Genomic DNA, 19,024 nt, shown 5'->3' with positions numbered 1-19,024 from the left:
GCGTTAGCCGTCCATGCTGAAATCGTAATTCATACCTTCGGTTGGGCCCTGTAGGTAATGGCCTTGAATATAGTGCACTCCGCTTTGCCATAGGGTGGATAACACGTTGGCGTTTTCCACAAACGGCACCACGGTAACTTTCTCGAGCTTGTGCAACTCTTTGATCATGTTGGTCAGAGAGGTTGCATCCTCGCTACTATTTTGCACGTCTTGCGTGAAGCTGCCGTCAATTTTTATGTATTGAGCTGGCACGTGCTTTAGGGTGTTGAAGTGATTCATCGCGCAGCCAAAATTGGAAATACAGAGAGAGGTTTTAAGCTTCACTAAGCCGGCACAAAAGGCCTTGGCTGCGTTCAAATGATTGGTGACGTCAATCTCGCGCACCTGGAATAGCAGAGCGTCTGAGGGTAATTTGGCGGCTTTAAAGGCGACGCCTAACCAAGGTAACAAACTGTCGTCGGTGAGCGAGTGACGGCTTAAATTAATTACCAGGCTAGTATTGTTGCCCTTGGCTCTATGCTCGGACAGCATCTTGATCGATTCGAGAATAACCCAGCGGTCAATTTTTGTGGTGGCGCCGATGTTTTCCGCAGCTTCAATGAATTTCGCCGGCGCTATGTCATTGCCGCTCTCGTCGACCATGCGCAATAGTACTTCATACAATTCATTTTCGTTGCCGCGCAAACTGATAATGGGCTGGAACAATAATTTAAATCGATTGTTGTCGACCGCGCGTTGAATGGCTTTGGTAATGTCTTGGCCGTCTTCTAATGTATCTTGTGCAGGCTCGTAAAGCTGGGCATCGTTGCCGTTGCCATCCTTACCTTTTTTACGTAACTCTTCGATCGCCTGTAGTGCTTGATCGATCACCGATTCTGCATCTTTGCTGGTTTCGGAAATGACCGAAAGACCGGCGGTGACGGTCAGCTGCAGGGTGGTGCCGTTGACGTCAAATACCTTTTCGGCCACTTCGGCACAAATACGTTTTGCCCGCAACACGAGTTTATCTGAGCTAGTACCCGGCGAGAGTAACACGAAGGTGTCGTCGTTAAAGCGGGCGAGTAATTCCTTATCGCTGCAGTGCTTCTGCAGTATCTTTGATAAGTCTTTAATAACGGTGTCAGCGACGCTGACACCGTGTACAGATTCGACTCGATCAAAAAACGCGTCGGCTTCAATGTAAGTGAGCGTGAAGCCTGCATCACCTTCCGCGGCTTTATCGACGGCGGCTTCGAGCTTTTGCATAAGGAAGGGGCGGTTGTACAGGCCTGTCTGTACGTCCTTTTGCTTCATTTCAGTGAGTTTAGCTTCGAGCTCTGCATTATTGACTTGGCTTGCACGTGCCACTAACTGAATGCACGGCTCTTCATCGAAGATGGCGTGCACGACTTCAAATTTAACTTGTACGGATTTACCCGATTGGCTAATGCCCGCAAACACCATATCGGTTGACTCAGCCTCGTCGCCTTTTAAGGTGAAGTCTTTAAGGAATTGCTTGATTTGATTCTGATCTTTTTTCGCAACCAAATCGACGGTGGGCATACAGAGCACGTCATCCGGATCTTCGTAACCAAAACGCTCAGAAAAACTCTGATTGACGTACAAGAACATGCCGTCTTGCACGTAGGCGACGGCATCGCGCGAGCTGTCGAGCAGTTGTTGGCTGCGCCGCTCCGCCTCTTTGAACTTGCGATCGGCCTTGCGGCGCGATTGGCGATGTTCGCGATTCTCTAGCTCGCGGGTGATAACTTGTAGCAGGTGTTGGTCTTCATCCATGCGCACGACGTCGACGGCGCCAAGGCGAATGCCGTCAACAATAGCGTGTGTGCCTTCGGTCTCTGTTTGTATGATGACCGGAATATCTTTGTTCAGGCGCTTAATTTGGCGCACGGCGTTAGCCGGGGGAAAGTTTTCTGACTCGGCCTCGGCAATGGCCAGCTCCCAAGTATGCTCCTGCAATAATTTAACCAGCGCCTCTTCACTATCGACATGCTGAGCACGGGTGTTGCGCCCGGCATTATTGAGCATACTAATCAGGCGCTCTGCTTCAGCGCGGCTATCGTTAAGTATTAGTAGTCGAATCGTATCGTTGGGGGTCATAGAGTCTTATCAATTCGTATTATTGAGGCTGTTGTCGCCAAGCCAGCCATATTACGTAATCCGGAGCCTGTCTCAATAAAGGAGCTCGAGAAGTTTTGGTTCTTTAGAGTGAACTGTGTACTGGTTCCCGAAAACTCTCTTTGCTGCTTGCAAACTAATTGTCTTTCCATACTGAAGAGTAGTCTTCCTGTTCGCTCTCGGCCGATCTTTTCTTACCTTCTTCACTTTTACCTGCACCTGCGTCTATGACGCGGTAGGTAAATTGGCTGAATGAACCGGTGGCAAATAGGCGTTTGGTTAGCTGCAACCGCACTTGACCGTCGCCATCGCGCGCCCTGACTTTGCAATATTCGATAAATGGCAAGCTGTCGGTGATTATGGATGATGGTTGGTTCACCGATTTCAACGCCTGAATCCGCAGGGCGCGCATGAAGGGCGTATTTTCGCCGGTGCGCTGCACCATCGACAGAGCGGTCGCTTGCGCTTGTGGCGCGATAACTTGCAGACCGAGTTGGGTGAGCCCGCTCGACTGTCGAATCCAGCGCACGGCGCCAACAGCCCATTTAATTCGGCCCGGTTCGCGCACACCGACAATGTCACCGGCACGTAATTTTTCGTTTGAATCCACGTTCCAGTTTAAGCAGTAACCGCCCGGGCTAGTATCGATAATCTTAATGTTGTGCGTGGGGGCAATTTGCGCTTCTTCTTCGGGCTCTTCATCCCAGTCTTCGGAGAAATCCACCGTCGGTAGCGCACCAAACACGCCGCCCGACATAGTGTTTGCCCAGGGGTCAGATTGCTCCGGTGAGGGCTTAGCTTGAAACTCTAATTTCTGTGCAAGGGTGGCGAGAAAATCGTGGAACTCGACCTCATTGGCGCAGTGGTAGTGTAGGTTGGTCAAGCCAACGGTGACTTGCAGTTCGCCCTGCGTGAGTCGGCGTTCAAAGGCGCGCTGCCGCATCACGGTCCAGCAGTTGCAAAGGTGTTCGATCAGCTGGGTTGGAATGACCGAGGGAATGCGCACGATGGCGTTGTCTTCGTCCTTGAGCTCCAGCTGTCGTTTGAGGCCGGTGACTAACTCTTCTAGATCCAGCTCGAACACGGCGCTTGGGTCTTTTGGGTTCAGCCGATTTTTGTACACGGGCTGTATGTCATCTTGGGTATCAACGGCAAATAACCGATTTTCCTGAGTGCCTGTTTTGAGGTAGCTAAAAGGCGTCCAAAGCTCCAGCGCCTCAAAGGTTTGCTGCACCTCTTGTTGGCGTAATTGGTTTGGGCGAGCGCAGGCTAGCAGTAGCGGTCGTAAATAGGCCTGTCTAATTGTGGTAGCTGGTACGTACTCAAGGCGCGAGTCGGATACCAGTTGATCGCTGCGCTGCATGAGTTCCGCAATGGCAAACAACGTATGTAGCTCAAGCCAGACGCCATTGGGCACGGGTGTGTAAAGCTGGTAGCCGCGCATGAGCATGTAGGCAAGGCCGTTGATCGCGCGGTGCAGGGCGAGATCGAATTGTAGTAGCGTTGTACCCTTAGGGTTCTGCGCGGCGAGGTCGCGCACGGCAACGATGTAGCCGTTAGTAATATGTTTTTGCAGTGCCTGCGCAACGATAGCGGTTTTAACCGCGCCTTCCGGCAGAATGATCGGCTGGTTGAGAAAGTTTCTGCCCAAGCCCTGAATACATTGTTGAACATAAGGCCTAACACTTTCTAGCATGTCGAGTCGAGTGAGCGGATCCGTGCTTAGGCGCGCAATTTCAGGCAGCGCGGTATAGAGCTGCACACTGCTAAAGCTGATTCGAGTAGCTGGCAGCGATTCCGCCCAAACTTTAACGGGCGCAGCCTTGGTGCTATGGCAGAAACTTAAAATATTAAGGTTCTGGGGCGGCAGCGTTAGCCGTCCAAGCAATTGTGTTAGGGTCTCGTCAAAACTCATGAGTGCTGCTTATGTTCGTCCATGAGAGAAGTATAGGGAGGAGTGTGAAAATCCGCCTTATCTCTTAATGTTGTATTTCTTAGATTTCTATGTGTCTACCAGTATTTATCTCATCTGTTTTGAGCACATTCGTCGACAATGTTTAGTATACAGGCCAAAAATAGCTGAACGGTAGTGCCAAAATGAAAACTTTGGTTAGTTTTTGTCCGGACACTCGCCCTGACAGGCTAGCTCGTGATTCATGTCTAGCGCCGGTTGATCCGTTAAACAACGACCCACGAGGACGGCGGGAACACCAGCGACAGTGGTGTGCGGGTCGACGGATTTTAATACCACACTGCCGGCGCCAACTTTCGCGCCCTGGCCAATCTCAATGTTGCCGAGCACCGTTGCCCCGGCACTGATCAATACGCCCTGGCGCACTTTTGGATGTCTATCGCCAGAGGCTTTGCCGGTTCCACCTAAGGTCACCGATTGCATGATCGAAACATTGTCTTCTACCACCGCGGTTTCGCCTATGACGATACCCGTGGCGTGGTCGAGCATGATGCCCTTGCCGATGCGCGCCGCTGGGTGAATGTCGACAGCAAAAACTTGAGAGATACGGTTTTGTAAAAACAAGGCTAACGATTGGCGTTGGTGGGTCCAGAGCCAGTGCGCAATGCGGTGACATTGCAGTGCGTGGAAGCCCTTAAAGTAAAGAAACGGCGCTGCCAACGAGCAGCAGGCCGAGTCGCGGGTATCAATGGCGTTGAGATCGGCTCGCGCTGCTTGGGCGATACTGGGGTCGGCTTGCATCGCCTCGGTGATGACCTCGCGTACCATCATTGCCGGCGCCATGGGGCTGTCTAATTTGTTGGCAAGGTGAAAGCTGAGGGCGCCTTCGAAGCTGTCGTGGTTGAGCACTGTGGCATGTAGGAAAGACGCGAGTATAGGCTCCTCAATGGCCTGGCTTTGGGTCTGCTTACGGATGTTGTGCCAGACTGGATCTGTGAGCTGCCCAGCGTCATTGGATCTGTGTTTGGCTGCTGAAATGGGGCTCATGGCCGTTCCTTTATATGTGCCGCGAATGCCTATTATGGCTCGCTCCTCATGGATAGGGAAATACTGGTCTTAAAAATTGCGCAGTGGCCGCAGTTTTAGCGAACAGCTTTTTCCATATAGTAGTGGTCGGCGAGTACCGCGACCTTGCTAATGTTGGTGTGTTTTACCGAGAAACCAAGGCGCTCGTACAGTGCTTGGGCCCGCGGGTTTTGCGCCGATACATCTAGGCTGAGGGTACCTATGTTTTCCGCTCGAGCTTTGCTTTCGGCATAGTGAACCAACTGCTCTCCCAAACCGCGATTGCGCAGACCCGGTGCTACACCGAGGTGAGCAATATGCAAGGTGCCCGACGGCGGTGGTGGAATCAGCGCCTCAACCTTTAAACCTTTGACAATAATGAGTGGCGAGCGCCAGCCGCCCCAATTCAAAAGTGCGCCTAGGTTGCCGTTGTGGCGGGCGTCGTGTTCGGCGCGGGTGTATAAGCTAATGCTGGCACAAGCATTACCCTTCGCCGTCTCGCGCGCAACCCAGTGGGCGCCGTGGCTAAAGCTGTTCGAGGGCTTGGGCAGCGTTGCGCGCAAGAAATCTTCTGCCGCACCGAGGAACACGTAATCAAAGGTGACTGGTCCAGAGCTAAAAATCAGCGGCACCAAGGCGTCGCAATCGTGTGGCTTAGCGGCTTCGATAATCATCAAAATAACCTTAAAGGCTCTTCTTGCAGCGCCGACATCTGCTCGCGCAATTCCAGTATGTGTTCGGCCCAATAGCGTTCGGTATTAAACCAGGGGAAGGTTTTGGGGAACGCAGGATCTTCCCAGCGTCGCGCCAGCCATGCACTGTAGTGCATGATACGCAAACAGCGCAGGCTCTCAATGAGGCTGAGTTCGGCTGGGTCGAAATCGCAAAACATCTCGTAACCTTCGATGATTTCTGACAGTTGCGCCAACTGTTGCTGGCGCTCGCCCGAGAGCAGCATCCATAAGTCCTGTACGGCGGGGCCGGTGCGGGCATCGTCGAAATCCACTAGGTGGGGTGTGTCGTCGCGCCAGAGAATATTACCTGGGTGGCAATCGCCGTGGAGCCGCAGGGTGTTGGGCGGCACTCGGTGGAAGGCATTTTCTACGCGCTCGAGTAAGTCTTTACACAGGCTGGTATAGGCAGGCAGTAGCGCTTTAGGAATGAAGTTGTGGGTTAAGAACTCGACGCTTTGGTGACCGAAGCTGTCGATGCTTAGGCTTGGGCGATGACTAAACGGTTTGGCCTTGCCCACCGCATGTAAACGTCCCATCGCTCGGCCGATCGCTTGCAGGTGGTCGAAGTTTTCAAGTTCCGGCGCGTGGCCACCCTGGCGTTTAAACAAGGCAAAGTCGAAGTCGCCAAACCTGTGCAGGCTGCCCGTTAATGGGTCGATCATCGGGGGTACTACCGATAGGCCGGCATCGGCCAGTTCCTGAGTAAAACTGTGCTCTTCTAGAATTTGTGCACGGCTCCAGCGCTCGGGTCGGTAAAACTTGGCGATGATGGGGGTGTCGCCCTCTATGCCTACTTGATAAACCCGATTCTCATAGCTGTTGAGAGCAAATACTCGAGCATCGGTGAGTAGGCCGGTGCTTTCCACCGCATCCATCACCGCGTCCGGCGTCAGTGCCGCGTAGGGGTGGGTGGCTGTGCTGGGTGTGTCGTCGTCATTGGGTAAAGCGATATTTGCCAAGGGCGGGCCTAAAGGATAAAAGTGTGTGCACACAAAAAAAGGGAGCTTAGCCCCCTTTGTTTGCAACTCAGTTTGGCTAGCGTTTGCGCAGCACCAAGCTGCCAATGGAGTAGCCTGCACCAAAAGAGCAGAGTACGCCAGTGTCGCCCGCTTTGAGGTCTTTGTTATGAAGGTTGAAGGCGATCAATGAGCCGGCCGATGCTGTGTTGGCATAGCGGTCGAGCACAATGGGGGCCTCGTCGGCGCTGGCGTCGCGGCCGAGCAACTTTTTCACGATTAAGTTGTTCATGTTGATATTGGCTTGATGCAGCCACCAGCGGCGCACATCGGTGTTGGTTAATCCTAGGCCTGCCAATTGGCTGCTAATGTGGTCGGCTGCCATCGGGCAGACTTCTTTGAAAACTTTGCGGCCTTCTTGGTGGAATAGATTATCGACGCCAAACGGCTCTGTGTCGTGCGCGCGTGCGGTGTAGCCAAAGTTCGAGCGGATATTATTGGAAAAACTGGTTACGGCTTTAATGTTGAGTATCTCGAAACTGTGTTCGCTGGTGCAGGTTTCGGCGCGCTCGATCACCATGGCGGTGGCCACGTCACCAAAAATAAAATGGCTGTCGCGATCGGTAAAATTAAGTTGTGGCGATGTGAGTTCGGGGTTAATCACCAGTACCGCGCGGGCGGAGCCCGAAGCCACCGAGTCGTAGGCGCGATGCAGGCCAAAGGTGGCGGCAGAGCAGGCCACCAACATATCGAAACCAAAGCCTTGGATGCCGAGCGCGGCTTGCACTTCGATGGCGATAGCGGGGTAAGAGCGCTGGGTATAGGCGCAAGAGACAATCACAGCGTCGATATCTTCGGGTTTCTTATTGGCCGCTTTAAGTGCATCTTTGGCCGCCGCAAGAGCCATCTCGGCTTGGTGGCTGAGCTCGTCATCGGCGCGCGCGGGGATGCTTGGGGTCATGCGGTTGATATCGCAAATGCCTTCTTTGGCGTAGACATAGCGGCTTTTGATGCCCGAGGCTTTTTCGATGAATTCCGCGCTCGAGTGGGGCTTGGCGGCTAGCTCGCCGGCCTCGATGGCGGCCGCATTTTGGGCGTTGTATTGGTCGGCCCAGCCGTTGTAAGCGGTTACTAACTCTTCGTTAGAGACGCTGTTGGGCGGCGTCCATAGGCCGCTGCCGCTGATGACAATGGTGGGGTTGCTCATATTATATGCCTGTACAAAAAGGGCTGAATAATGATGTTTGCCGTCACTGGCAAGGAATCGCAGGAGCTGCCGCCTGCAACATCGATAAGACTGAAAATTGTCGCTGATGCAGTCGGTGCCGTCCAGCTGCGGGCGGGAAACATCCCGCTTTAATGGTCGCGGGTCTCGGGTATTCTGGTCATTTTCGCAGCCTAAAGGGTGACCGTCGGGTCAAGGCGTGCGCGCGATCAGCCAGACATCTACCCGTTTTACGCCGGCATTTTGCAGTAATTTCGCTAAATAGGACGCTGTTGCGCCGGTTGTCATGACATCGTCGATAAGCGCCACATGCTCGGCTGGCACCTTTCCTGTGAGTGCGAAGCGGCCGGCCAGGTTGCGCAGTCGCTGCTTTCGATTCAAGCCTTGTTGACTGTGCTCACCGCTGTTGGCGTGCAGCAGCCGATAATGAGTCGGAATTGCTAGCTGCTTGCTTAACAAATGGCTTATTTGTTCGGTTTGATTGAAGCCGCGCACCAGTCGGCGCCGCCAAGGTAGGGGTACCGGCAACAACAGCTCGGGCCAGTCCGTCTGTTGGTATTCAATCAATAGACGACCTGCGAGGCGGTCGATAAGGGTGTTCAGTGGCCGACTGTCGCCTTGGTGTTTCCAGCGGTTAATTAGACTTGCCAGTGGTGCTTGATAGCGAAAGGGCGCCACTGTTTTGCTGAAACACGGTGGCTGCTCCAAACAGGCTGCGCAATAGCTCGGCGTTTCTAAGGGCAGCGCGCACTGAAAACAGCAACAGTTATTCTCCGGTAGATCGTTTAAACAGCCAGGGCAAAACAGCGCTGTGCCGGAGTCGAACGGCTGATCGCACAGCAGGCAGCGACCGGGCAAGTAATGACTTAGCGTGGCAAGCCAGCGCAGGGGTTGAGCGAGTCCTTTCATATTAGTTAACCAAAATCCATTTTTAGGTTGACAGCCAAATAAGGCGGGCGAGAAAATGCGCCCTTTGCCGACTTACCATAGAGAATAGATCATGAGTGCTCAGGCCAATATCACCATCCGCCACGATTGGACCCGCGAAGAAGTGTTGGGTTTATTTAACCTGCCTTTCGCCGACCTGATGTACCAAGCGCAAACCGTGCACCGCAGTTGTTTCGACCCCAACCAAGTGCAGGTCAGTACGCTCTGCTCGATCAAGACCGGTGCCTGCCCAGAGGATTGTGCCTACTGTCCGCAATCGGCTCGCTACGACACCGGCCTCGAGCGCGAAAAGCTGATGAAAGTCGAAAAAGTAATCGAAGAGGCGAAGGCGGCGAAAGCCAGTGGTGCCACGCGTTTTTGCATGGGTGCTGCTTGGCGTTCGCCGAAAGGCAAAGATATGCCTTACGTAACTGACATGGTGAAAGGGGTAAAACAGTTAGGCTTAGAAACTTGCATGACCTTGGGTATGCTCGACGAGCAGCAAGCTAAAGGTTTGGCCGACGCGGGGCTGGATTACTACAACCACAACTTAGATACCTCGCCAGAGTTTTACGGCGACATCATTACCACCCGCACCTATCAAGACCGTTTAGAAACCTTGGCCAATGTGCGCAAGGCCGGCATGAAAGTTTGCTGTGGTGGTATTGTGGGTATGGGCGAAGAAGAGTCTGACCGCGCCGGCCTACTCATTCAATTGGCCAACATGGCGGAGCACCCCGAGTCGGTGCCGGTCAATATGTTGGTGAAAGTTCAGGGCACGCCGCTCGCCGAACAGGCCGATCTCGACCCCTTCGATTTTATTCGGACCATTGCGGTGGCGCGTATTTTAATGCCCAAATCGCATGTGCGTTTATCCGCGGGTCGCGAAGAGATGAATGAACAAATGCAAGCTATGGCTTACCTCGCAGGTGCCAATTCGATTTTTTACGGTGAAAAATTACTCACCACGCCCAACCCCGAGGCCAGCAAAGATCGCTTGTTGTTTAAGCGCTTGGGTATTCATCAAGAGTCTTACGAAATTCATCAAGACGACGCGGAACAGGAAGCGGCTGTATTTAAGGCGTTGGAAGATAACCACAACGATCAATTTTTCTACGACGCCGCCAAGTAAACCCGTTCGCCATGAAGCAATGGTTGGATGACCAATTACAGCAGCGGCGCGCCCAGCATTTGTATCGCAGTCGACGCGAATTGCAAACTGCACAAGCACCCGAAGTGACCATAGACGGTCAAGATTTTTTGGCCTTTTGTTCCAACGATTATTTGGGCTTGGCCAATCACCCGCTCGTCGTGGAAGCATTTGTTGCCGCTGCCAAGCATTACGGTGTGGGTAGCGGCGCGTCGCACCTGGTCTGTGGGCACACTCAGGAGCATCACGCGCTCGAGGAGGAGTTGGCCGCATTCACGGGGCGCGATCGCGCCCTGCTGTTCTCCACCGGTTATATGGCCAACCTCGGTGTTATCAATGCGCTAGTGGGCGCCGGCGACTGTATTTTTGAAGACAAATTAAATCACGCCTCTCTGCTCGACGGCGGACTTTCTTCGGGCGCAAAATTTCAACGCTTTCTGCACAACGATGTGACTCAGTTGGAACGTAAGCTGGTGGCGGCTGACGGACAGAAAACTTTAGTGGCGGTGGATGGCGTGTTCAGCATGGATGGCGACCTCGCGCCCGTCGATGCCTTGGCGAGTGTCTGTGATCAGCACCGTGCGTGGTTGATGGTCGATGACGCCCACGGCTTGGGTGTGCTTGGAGAAAACGGTGGCGGTGTCGCGGAACATTTTGGTTTAAGCCAAGATCAATTGCCCGTGCTCATGGGCACATTGGGAAAATCCTTCGGTACCTTTGGGGCCTTTATTGCCGGCAGTGACGCATTGATTGAAACCCTGATTCAATTGGCGCGCACCTACATTTACACCACCGCGCTGCCACCGGCGGTGGCCGCGGCCTCGCGCGTGAGTTTGCAACTGCTGCAGCGCGAGCACTGGCGGCGAGAAAAATTGCGCGCATTGATTCAGCGCTTCCGCTCCGGTGTCGAGCAGCTTGGTTTGCCGCTTATGGCATCGCCAACGCCGATTCAGCCGATCTTAGTTGGCGATGCAGAAACAGCGCTGGCTTGGTCCTCTGTATTGGCCGATCAAGGCTTATTAGTCACCGCCATTCGGCCGCCCACGGTGGCGGCCGGCAGCGCCCGTTTGCGGGTTACCTTAAGCGCCGCGCATACCGAGGCGCAGGTCGATCGCTTGCTGGATGCGTTGGCGCAGCTTGCGCACAAAGCTGACTGTGTTGAGTGATGTTGTGAGCGAATTGTTTATTAAAAAAATGGCTGCCACTCAGCCTGCGCGCGGTAAATTAATCGTGTTGCACGGCTGGGCTTTTGATCATCGCTGTTGGCTGCCGCTGGTGCCGGCGTTGCAGTCTGAATACGATGTATGGTTGGTCGACTTACCCAGTTTTGGTGCGTCGGCATGTTTGCCAGTCGATACTGCGGAGGCTTGGTTGGCGCAAACATTGTTGCTGCTGGAGCGGGTAATTGACGAGGCGAGCGTCAGCGGCGAATCTATTTCCGTGTTCGGTTGGTCTTTGGGGGGGCAGTTAGCGCTGCGACTTTTACAGCGCCACAGCGGGGTAAGGTCAGCGCTAGGTGTTGCGACCAATCTTCAGTTTTGCGCCAACGCCGATTGGCCTTGGGCAATGCCCGCCGATAAATTTTCTGAATTTTTGAAAAATTTTATCTCGGCGCCAGAGCAAACCTTAAAAATTTTTTTACGACTGGTCGCCGCCGGTGACGCAGATACATTAGCGTTGCGGAAAATGCTGCCAAACGCTATGTCGCCATTTGATGCGGGTCGACTGGCTAATTGGCACTTTGCGCTGCAGTCGCTGCAACTGCTCGATCACACCGAGGTTGTATTTGATCGCCCAGTACGGTTGTTATTGTCCGACTGTGATGCCTTGGTGCCTATCGCTGTGGCGCAGGCATTGGCCGAAACATCGACGCTAACATGCCAGCACTTGAGTCGGGCGAGTCACGGTCATTTGCTTATTCAGCCCACATTAGTTGCTCAGGCGCTAGCGAGTTTTTTACATGACCACTAGCGTTGAGCGTAGCAAATCCGCGGTGGCTGAGTCATTTAGCCGAGCGGCAAAGAGTTATGACTCCGCGGCGCAATTGCAGCGCGATATCGGCACAGATCTGTTCAAGTTGCTGCCAGTAAATGCATCGCCACAAACGGTTGTAGATATTGGGTCTGGCACCGGATTTTTTACCGGAAAATTAAAGCAGGTATACCCTCAGGCTATGGTTTGCGGTTTAGATTTGGCGCAGGGCATGTTGCGCTACGCCCGCTCTCAGCATCCGGCATCGCTCGCCTGGCTAGGCGCAGACATGGAGTCTTTACCGTTTGCCGAGGCCAGCATACAACTGTTTTTTTCGAGCCTTGCACTGCAGTGGAGCGAAGATCTGCCGGCATTTTTTACCGAGATATACCGCGCGCTAGCGCCGGGCGGTTTGATTGCGCTGGCAACCTTGGGGCCCAACACCTTATTTGAGTTGCGCGACAGTTGGCGCCAGGTGGACGGCTTTACCCACGTCAATCAATTTGCTCATGCCGAGGAAGTGAGAGCGGCGGCAGGGCAGGCGGGGTTGCAGGAGCAGCGCTGGGTTAATGGTGAAAAAGTCATGCACTACGACGCTTTGCGCGACCTTACCCATGAACTAAAAGCCATTGGCGCGCACAATGTTAATCGCGCCCGCGCGCCAGGCTTAACTGGGCGAGAAAAATTAATCAAATTGCGCACCAGCTATGAAGCATACCGTCAGCCGGCCGGCTTGCCCGCGACCTATGAAGTGTATTGGATGCTTTTGCAGCGACCTGAGTAAACCGCGTGGCTGTAACAAATTACCTTGCGACCGCTCAAAGGCAAAGCAAAGGAGCGTCAATGAAAACCGTACTTTTTGTTTGTATCCACAACAGCGCGCGTAGCCAAATGGCCGAGGCGTACACCAAACATTTTAGCAATCATCGCGTACAAGCATTTAGTGCCGGCATCGAACCGGGAAAACTAAATCCTTGGGTGGTGAAGGTCATGGCCGAAGAGGGTATAGATATTAGCCGGCAGCCCTGTCGTAGCGTCGCGGATCATCTGCTCGCCTTTGGCGAGCCAGATATCGCCATCACTGTTTGCGACGAGACAAGTGCCGAGCGCTGCCCGCAATTTTCTGCTGGCGTGCAAAGGCTGCACTGGGGTTTTGCCGATCCCTCTGGGCTGACCGGTTCGGATGCAGATCGCCTGGCCAATACGCGTTTGATTCGCGATCAAATTAAACATCGCGTGCGCGACTGGTGCGAACAGGGCGCCGAGACATAGCGAGATATAGGATAGAAACAGTATGGCGAAAACCTTTTTTGTAACGGGCACGGATACCGACGCCGGTAAAACGTTAATTGCCTGTGGCATTCTCGCGGCAGCAAAGCGCGCGGGATTATCCACGGCAGCGGTTAAGCCGGTGGCTGCGGGGTGTGAGCAGACCTCGAAGGGTTTGCGTAACGCCGATGCACTCGCCTTATTGGCGCAATCAACAAAGCCGCTGGCCTATGAACAGGTAAATCCGGTGGCACTATTGCCCGCCATCGCACCCCATATTGCTGCGGCGCAGGTGGGTCGAGAATTGCGCGTTAATCGTCTGCTGGGTCTTTGTCGCGGTGTTGTATACGAGCGCGCCGATCTCACCCTAATCGAAGGTGCTGGCGGTTGGCGAGTGCCGCTCAACAATACTGAAACCCTGGCCGATTTAGCGCGTGAATTAGATCAGCCGGTGATACTGGTGGTGGGCATGAAGTTGGGTTGCATCAATCATGCGTTGCTAACCTTTGAGGCAATCCTGCGCGATGGATTGGCGGTTGCGGGCTGGGTAGCGAATGCCGTTCAAGCTGATATGGCGGTATTTGACGAAAACCTCGCGACACTAAGGCAGCGACTGCCGGCGCCGTTGTTGGGTGTTGTGCCGCACTTTTCGGCGCCCAGTGCCGAGCAGGCGGCCGAGCACCTAGATCTTGCACCATTAGGACTTTAGCCCCCGCTTGCTAGGTCATCTGGTTATTAAATACTCACTTTCAGCGCCCAAATAGTATTAAAGGCGGCAAGATACTGCCGCTTACTGTCTGTTTATTGATCAGCGCTTTGGTAGAATTGGGGGTAAGTGTGTCTTGGTGCAGGATTGATCAGGTTCTCATTGGCTGGATCATGAAAGCACATTCACTTCTGTAGGCATCACTCGAAAGCGAGGTAACCCATGCAAGTTAATAGTTCATCGACCTCCTTGTTAAATCAGGGGCTACAGGGTTTACAGAAAAGCCAGCAGGAGATTCAGCGCTCGGCCAATGATATTGCGCGCTTGAATATCGACCCTGCAACGCAAGCGAGCCCAGTAGAGCCAGCGCAGGCCGGGCAAGCCCAGTCCAGCGATCAAAAAGTAGAGTCCTCTCAGGATGTAGTCGAGCCGTTGATCAATTTACGCCGGCAAGAGCAGTTATTTAATGCCTCGGCACAAATTATTAAAACCGCTGATGAAACCCTCGGTAGCCTGCTGGATGTGAAGGCCTAAAGGCTGACGCTATGAATATCCCCCCCAGCTTTGCCAACATGATTTCACCCTTTAACCCGTTCGGGCGCCAGCCCGTGGGCGAAGAGGGGCAAGACGGTAAAGAGTCTAGCTTTAAGGCCGTTGAAGAAAGCGCTGAGATAGCGCGCTCGGAAAACCGTACCGGTGAAGACGATACTCATCGCGACCAAGTGTTGGGCAAGCAGGAGCGTCAAGGTTCTGGTGCGCGACCCGCGTCGGGCGATTTGGCAGACGAGCAGAGCCGTTACGAGCAAAACAAAGAGCAATCAGAGCAGCGGCAAATAGAGCAGTTGGCGGCGCGCGATAGGGAAGTGCGCGCCCATGAGCGAGCTCATGCCGCTGTCGGTGGACAGCATACGGGGGCGCCGCAATTGAATTTTGTGCGCGGTCCGGATGGGGTTGCCTATGCTACGTCGGGTGAAGTGTCAGTGAATTTGGCCTCTGTGTCGGGTGATCCACACGCGACCTTGAGCAAAGCCGAGCAAATTCAAGCCGCCGCCCTAGCGCCGGCAGACCCATCCTCTCAGGATCGTTTAATCGCGGCTAAAGCGGCGCGCATGGCCGAGCAGGCGAGAGCCGATATTCGCACTCAAGATCTGGAAAGCCAGCGTTTGGAGGAGCAGGCACGCGCTGAAGGTCAAGATCAACGCGCTGCTGAAGCCGAACAGCGCGAGGCGGCAAAGGCTGAGCGGGAAGAGCGTCAAGCCGCACTGGCGCAGCGTGAAAATGAGCGCCAGCGCAATATTGACTTGAACCAAAAGCTTATCAAAATTGGCGTTCAGCCCGCTGTGCGCAACCCCGGCGAACTCCTCGATCAAACCGTTTAAATCCCGCAATTAAATTTCTCCCCCTTGACTGTTAGTTGCGCCCCAAGTATCGTTCAAACGTTTGTTTTAAACATGTCTTGTTGTTTGGTCTGTTCCAAGTTTGGAGCTAGGCTTGAAAGAGCAAGCACTTATAACTTGGAGAATGACGATGGCAGAGTTTCAGGCCCCATTGCGCGATATGCGTTTTGTCCTCAATGAAGTATTTAAGGTAAGCGAGCTGTGGGCGTCTATGCCGCGCTTAGCGGAGACCGTGGATGCTGAGACAGCCGACGCCATTCTCGAAGAAGCAGGAAAAATTGCCAGTGCCAGCCTTGCACCGTTGAATCGCGAAGCAGATGAGCAGGGTTGCGAGTGGCAAGATGGTCAAGTCACCACGCCCCATGGCTTTAAAGAGATGTATCAGCTGTTGTCTGACGGTGGTTGGTTTGGTTTGGGTGGCAACCCAGAGTTTGGCGGCATGGGCATGCCCAAAATGTTGGTGGCTCAATTCGAGGAGATGATCCAAGGTGCGTGTATGTCCTTTGGTTTGTCACCGATGCTTAATGCGGGAGCCTGCGTGTCTCTTGACTACCACGCCAGCCAAGCCTTGAAAGAAAAATATCTGCCCAATATGTATGCCGGCACTTGGGCCGGAGCCATGGATCTGACTGAGCCTCATGCCGGTACCGATTTGGGCATCATTCGCACCAAGGCCGAACCTAATGATGACGGTTCTTACCGTGTGACGGGCACCAAGATCTTCATCACTTGGGGCGAGCACGACATGGCCGAAAATATCATACACCTGGTGTTGGCGAAATTGCCTGATGCGCCCGCCGGGCCAAAAGGTATTTCGTTGTTTTTAGTGCCGAAAGTATTGGTCAATGACGATGGCTCATTGGGTGACGCGAATCACGTGAGCTGTGGTTCCATTGAAAAGAAAATGGGTATTAAGGCCTCGGCTACCTGTGTGATGAACTTTGACGGCGCTAAAGGTTGGCTGGTGGGCGAATTGAACCAAGGCCTAGCATGCATGTTTACCATGATGAATTACGAGCGCGTTGGTGTGGGTATTCAAGGTTTGGGCGCTAGCGAAGCGTCTTATCAAAATGCCGTGGCCTACGCCAAAGACCGGCTGCAAAGCCGCTCCCCTTCCGGCGCGCAGCAGCCAGAAAAGGCCGCCGATCCCATTATTGTGCACCCCGATGTGCGCCGTATGCTGATGATTCAGCGTGCGTTAAACGAAGCTGGCCGCGCCTTTTCTACCTACGCCGCCATGTGGTTAGATATCAGTAAATACAGTGACGATGAAGCGCAAAAAAACAAGGCCGGCAATATGGTTGCATTGCTGACGCCGGTGGTGAAAGCTTTTATCACCGACAAAAGTTTGGAGTCTGCGATTCACGGTCAGCAAGTGTTTGGCGGTCACGGTTTTATTCGCGAGTGGGGCCAAGAGCAGTTAGTGCGCGATATTCGCATTACCCAGATTTATGAGGGCACCAACGGTATTCAGGCCATGGACTTGATGGGTCGCAAAACGGTGATGAACGGCGGCGAATATGTACGCGAATATATCGCGGAGATCGAAGCGTTTATTGCGCAACACAAAGATGGTGCGGTGGGTGAGTTTGCCATGGCGCTGAGCGATCAAGTGGCTAATTTACAACAGGTAACCGATGCCGTTATTGCCCGTGCAAAGGGTGGCGATAAGGCCGCTGTGGGTGCGGCCGCGGTAGACTATTTGCACTTGTTTGGCTTTGTTAGTTACGCCTACATGTGGGCGCGTATGGTGGCTGTGGCAGGCGCCCAAACTAACGCAGCAGATACGGATTTTTACACGGCCAAAATCACCACGGCGCGGTTCTTTTATCAGCGTTTGTTGCCGCAAACGCGCGCGCTAACGGAGCAGGTGCTGGCTGGTGGCGATAGTATGATGGCCTTGAGTGCCGATCAGTTTTAATTCCAACTGTGAAATTGACGGGGGCGAAAGCCCCCTTTTTTTGGCCTAAAGATGAGTGACCTAAGCTTTTTGGTGCGGCGAAGTTATGGTGACGACTAGCGCGTCGGCTAGTAATTGCAGTGCTATTCTGGCAACTTAGCCTCAGTTCAGTTTCTACATAGGTTTAATCGATAATGACATCCCATCTTTCCCCTGAAGATCAGGCCAAGGTTGATTCTGTAATTCACTCGGGTTGCAACGATACAGAGCGAGCGCCGTTTCGGCCTTGGCTGTTGTTGGGTATTATTTTGCTGACCTTGACGGTGCTCAGTGTTATCAGTTATTTCTTGGCTTGGCAGCAGGGGGCGGTTTAGCTTTTGGCGCGGTGTTTCTTGCTGTATTGACGTACCCAAGGTACGAACTCTGCCGCTGGCATGGGTTTGGCAATGAAGTAGCCCTGCACTATGTCGCAACCTAAGCTCGCCACTAAATCCCAATCCTCCTGGGTTTCAACACCTTCGGCAACACAGTGGATGGCGAGCCGTTGAGCGAGGGAAATGCTCGATTCTAAAATGGCTTGGCTGGCTTTGTTGTCGGATGCATTGTGGACAAAAGAGCGGTCAATTTTCAGCTCAGTAAAGGGGATGAGGCGCAACTGCTCTAGTGAGGAAAACCCAGTGCCGAAGTCATCGATAGACAGGCCGAAGCCCTTAAGCCTAAGGCGGGTTAGGATATCGAGCGTGGCGCTGGTATCTTTTGGCAGCGCACTTTCCGTGACCTCGATGTTGAGGTGATCCGGCCTGAGTCCGGAGTTGCGCAAGGTGCTATGCAGTACTTCGGGCATGTCGAGATGACAAAGCCCGGTTGCGGAAAAATTAACCGACAGTGAAATGTCGAAGCCCATTTTATTCCATTCGCTAATTTGCTTGATACTTTGTTTCAGTACGCTATCGGTGAGCTGCTGAATCATGCCGTATTTCTCGGCAATGCCAATAAAGATGTTGGGCGGTATAAAACCTTTTTCGGAGTGCTGCCAGCGAGCTAGGGCTTCGACCCCAACCAGCTGATACGTGGCGACATCAATTTGCGGCTGGTACCAAACGTCAATGAGTTCGCTGATGATGGCGGCTTGGAGTTCGTCGGCAAAGACCATGGTCGCTGGGCCTTGAGGCGATGGTTTCACATCGCGCCGGAAGTCGAGCAGGTATTGCAGAAGCAGGTCTTTTTTTACCGGCTTTGAAATGCTACCGAGGACTCTGAGTTGGTATTGCTTACCTAGGTTTTGTACTGATTCCAGCAGCCGAGGATCTTCGCCGCTGACCAGTATGACGCCTAAGCTGACGCCCAGTGCGCCTAGGTGCCGCAGTAATTGTATGCCGTCCATTTCCGGCATGTTTAGATCGCTAATCACTATGTCTATGTGATTGTTTCGGTTGGCGATGAGCTTGAGTGCATCCTGGGCATTGTCGGCTTGGAATACCTGCTTGAGCCCAAGTTGCTTGAGCAGTAGCGATAAGGTGCTGAGCATAAAGCTATCGTCGTCGACAATAAGGCAGGTGAGGTGCTTGAGCTCTTCGACAGTCATAAGGCCTGCTAATACCTAGGGCGTGGAGGTCAGATGAGTATGGACGGTAAATCCATGGAGTGCCAAATTGGCGAGTAAACGTCGGGTTTTTTCATGCTACTCTTGGCGG

General features: G+C 53.4%; 18 protein-coding genes. 10 read left to right on the top strand and 8 right to left on the bottom strand.

Translation table 11 applies throughout. The features are described 5' to 3' along the window. Positions 1-3: 3 nt before the first annotated feature. The 7 genes from ACGHTT_RS17590 to ACGHTT_RS17560 form a co-directional block, all read right to left on the bottom strand. Positions 4-2,100 carry an EAL domain-containing protein gene (locus ACGHTT_RS17590; protein ID WP_390592291.1) on the bottom strand — a complete coding sequence of 699 codons (2,097 nt, stop codon included), beginning with the start codon at positions 2,098-2,100 and terminating at the stop codon, positions 4-6. A 154-nt stretch (positions 2,101-2,254) separates the two neighbouring features. Beyond that, positions 2,255-4,033, bottom strand: a complete 1,779-nt coding sequence (locus ACGHTT_RS17585; RefSeq protein WP_390592290.1) for a hypothetical protein — start codon at positions 4,031-4,033, stop codon at positions 2,255-2,257. 195 nt (positions 4,034-4,228) lie between these two features. Then, positions 4,229-5,077: a serine O-acetyltransferase gene (cysE, locus tag ACGHTT_RS17580; RefSeq protein ID WP_390592288.1), complete on the bottom strand. Its 849-nt coding sequence runs from the start codon at positions 5,075-5,077 to the stop codon at positions 4,229-4,231. Positions 5,078-5,172: 95 nt separating this feature from the next. After that, the gene (locus tag ACGHTT_RS17575; protein ID WP_390592287.1) at positions 5,173-5,769 is read right to left on the bottom strand and encodes a GNAT family N-acetyltransferase; all 597 of its coding nucleotides are present in this window, start codon (positions 5,767-5,769) and stop codon (positions 5,173-5,175) included. Then, positions 5,769-6,788, bottom strand: coding sequence for a serine/threonine protein kinase (locus ACGHTT_RS17570; protein WP_390592285.1), 1,020 nt, complete (start codon positions 6,786-6,788; stop codon positions 5,769-5,771). Before ACGHTT_RS17570 ends, ACGHTT_RS17575 begins: the two co-directional genes overlap by 1 nt. 76 nt (positions 6,789-6,864) lie before the next feature. Beyond that, entirely contained in the window at positions 6,865-7,992 is a 1,128-nt protein-coding gene (locus tag ACGHTT_RS17565; RefSeq protein WP_390592284.1) for a beta-ketoacyl-ACP synthase III, read from the bottom strand. A gap of 210 nt (positions 7,993-8,202) precedes the next feature. Then, complete coding sequence (locus ACGHTT_RS17560) at positions 8,203-8,919, bottom strand: ComF family protein (protein ID WP_390592283.1); 717 nt, start codon at positions 8,917-8,919, stop codon at positions 8,203-8,205. 91 nt (positions 8,920-9,010) lie between these two features. Between ACGHTT_RS17560 and bioB the strand changes: the two genes are divergently transcribed. The 10 genes from bioB (at position 9,011) to ACGHTT_RS17510 (ending at position 17,704) form a co-directional block, all read left to right on the top strand. Further along, positions 9,011-10,069 (top strand): biotin synthase BioB, encoded by a 1,059-nt coding sequence (gene bioB, locus ACGHTT_RS17555; RefSeq protein ID WP_390592282.1) that lies wholly within the window; start codon positions 9,011-9,013, stop codon positions 10,067-10,069. 11 nt (positions 10,070-10,080) lie between these two features. Next, positions 10,081-11,253: an 8-amino-7-oxononanoate synthase gene (bioF, locus tag ACGHTT_RS17550; protein ID WP_390592280.1), complete on the top strand. Its 1,173-nt coding sequence runs from the start codon at positions 10,081-10,083 to the stop codon at positions 11,251-11,253. A gap of 4 nt (positions 11,254-11,257) precedes the next feature. Further along, positions 11,258-12,058 carry an alpha/beta fold hydrolase gene (locus tag ACGHTT_RS17545; protein WP_390592278.1) on the top strand — a complete coding sequence of 267 codons (801 nt, stop codon included), beginning with the start codon at positions 11,258-11,260 and terminating at the stop codon, positions 12,056-12,058. Further along, on the top strand, positions 12,048-12,842 hold the full coding sequence (gene bioC / locus ACGHTT_RS17540) for a malonyl-ACP O-methyltransferase BioC (protein WP_390592277.1): 795 nt from the start codon (positions 12,048-12,050) through the stop codon (positions 12,840-12,842). Before ACGHTT_RS17545 ends, bioC begins: the two co-directional genes overlap by 11 nt. A gap of 59 nt (positions 12,843-12,901) precedes the next feature. Next, entirely contained in the window at positions 12,902-13,330 is a 429-nt protein-coding gene (locus ACGHTT_RS17535) for an arsenate reductase ArsC (RefSeq protein ID WP_390592275.1), read from the top strand. Positions 13,331-13,352: 22 nt separating this feature from the next. After that, a complete protein-coding gene (bioD, locus tag ACGHTT_RS17530; protein ID WP_390592274.1) occupies positions 13,353-14,036 on the top strand; it encodes a dethiobiotin synthase in 684 nt (227 codons plus the stop codon). A 219-nt stretch (positions 14,037-14,255) separates the two neighbouring features. Next, positions 14,256-14,567: a hypothetical protein gene (locus ACGHTT_RS17525; RefSeq protein WP_390592272.1), complete on the top strand. Its 312-nt coding sequence runs from the start codon at positions 14,256-14,258 to the stop codon at positions 14,565-14,567. An 11-nt stretch (positions 14,568-14,578) separates the two neighbouring features. Further along, positions 14,579-15,412 (top strand): putative metalloprotease CJM1_0395 family protein, encoded by an 834-nt coding sequence (locus ACGHTT_RS17520; protein WP_390592270.1) that lies wholly within the window; start codon positions 14,579-14,581, stop codon positions 15,410-15,412. A gap of 148 nt (positions 15,413-15,560) precedes the next feature. Next, positions 15,561-17,351 carry an acyl-CoA dehydrogenase C-terminal domain-containing protein gene (locus ACGHTT_RS17515; RefSeq protein ID WP_390592269.1) on the top strand — a complete coding sequence of 597 codons (1,791 nt, stop codon included), beginning with the start codon at positions 15,561-15,563 and terminating at the stop codon, positions 17,349-17,351. A 173-nt stretch (positions 17,352-17,524) separates the two neighbouring features. Then, complete coding sequence (locus tag ACGHTT_RS17510) at positions 17,525-17,704, top strand: DUF3094 family protein (RefSeq protein WP_390592268.1); 180 nt, start codon at positions 17,525-17,527, stop codon at positions 17,702-17,704. Here the strand turns inward: ACGHTT_RS17510 and ACGHTT_RS17505 are convergent. Continuing rightward, positions 17,701-18,915, bottom strand: coding sequence for an EAL domain-containing protein (locus ACGHTT_RS17505; RefSeq protein WP_390592267.1), 1,215 nt, complete (start codon positions 18,913-18,915; stop codon positions 17,701-17,703). The two genes, ACGHTT_RS17510 and ACGHTT_RS17505, sit on opposite strands and share 4 nt — an antisense overlap. Between the last annotated feature and the right edge of the window lie 109 nt (positions 18,916-19,024).

It is taken from the genome of Simiduia litorea (assembly GCF_042853465.1).
GTDB classification, from domain to species: domain Bacteria; phylum Pseudomonadota; class Gammaproteobacteria; order Pseudomonadales; family Cellvibrionaceae; genus Simiduia; species Simiduia litorea.
Note: the sequence above shows the minus strand (reverse complement) of the source record. Positions and strands in the feature narration are given on the sequence as shown.

What these genes read in the sequence shown, in the direction of transcription:
- ACGHTT_RS17590 (WP_390592291.1), bottom strand. Translation starts at nt 2,100, where the DNA reads ATGACCCCCAACGATACGATTCGACTACTAATACTTAACGATAGCCGC.
- ACGHTT_RS17585 (WP_390592290.1), bottom strand. Translation starts at nt 4,033, where the DNA reads ATGAGTTTTGACGAGACCCTAACACAATTGCTTGGACGGCTAACGCTG.
- cysE (WP_390592288.1), bottom strand. Translation starts at nt 5,077, where the DNA reads ATGAGCCCCATTTCAGCAGCCAAACACAGATCCAATGACGCTGGGCAG.
- ACGHTT_RS17575 (WP_390592287.1), bottom strand. Translation starts at nt 5,769, where the DNA reads ATGATTATCGAAGCCGCTAAGCCACACGATTGCGACGCCTTGGTGCCG.
- ACGHTT_RS17565 (WP_390592284.1), bottom strand. Translation starts at nt 7,992, where the DNA reads ATGAGCAACCCCACCATTGTCATCAGCGGCAGCGGCCTATGGACGCCG.
- ACGHTT_RS17560 (WP_390592283.1), bottom strand. Translation starts at nt 8,919, where the DNA reads ATGAAAGGACTCGCTCAACCCCTGCGCTGGCTTGCCACGCTAAGTCAT.
- bioB (WP_390592282.1), top strand. Translation starts at nt 9,011, where the DNA reads ATGAGTGCTCAGGCCAATATCACCATCCGCCACGATTGGACCCGCGAA.
- bioF (WP_390592280.1), top strand. Translation starts at nt 10,081, where the DNA reads ATGAAGCAATGGTTGGATGACCAATTACAGCAGCGGCGCGCCCAGCAT.
- bioC (WP_390592277.1), top strand. Translation starts at nt 12,048, where the DNA reads ATGACCACTAGCGTTGAGCGTAGCAAATCCGCGGTGGCTGAGTCATTT.
- ACGHTT_RS17535 (WP_390592275.1), top strand. Translation starts at nt 12,902, where the DNA reads ATGAAAACCGTACTTTTTGTTTGTATCCACAACAGCGCGCGTAGCCAA.
- bioD (WP_390592274.1), top strand. Translation starts at nt 13,353, where the DNA reads ATGGCGAAAACCTTTTTTGTAACGGGCACGGATACCGACGCCGGTAAA.
- ACGHTT_RS17525 (WP_390592272.1), top strand. Translation starts at nt 14,256, where the DNA reads ATGCAAGTTAATAGTTCATCGACCTCCTTGTTAAATCAGGGGCTACAG.
- ACGHTT_RS17520 (WP_390592270.1), top strand. Translation starts at nt 14,579, where the DNA reads ATGAATATCCCCCCCAGCTTTGCCAACATGATTTCACCCTTTAACCCG.
- ACGHTT_RS17515 (WP_390592269.1), top strand. Translation starts at nt 15,561, where the DNA reads ATGGCAGAGTTTCAGGCCCCATTGCGCGATATGCGTTTTGTCCTCAAT.
- ACGHTT_RS17510 (WP_390592268.1), top strand. Translation starts at nt 17,525, where the DNA reads ATGACATCCCATCTTTCCCCTGAAGATCAGGCCAAGGTTGATTCTGTA.
- ACGHTT_RS17505 (WP_390592267.1), bottom strand. Translation starts at nt 18,915, where the DNA reads ATGACTGTCGAAGAGCTCAAGCACCTCACCTGCCTTATTGTCGACGAC.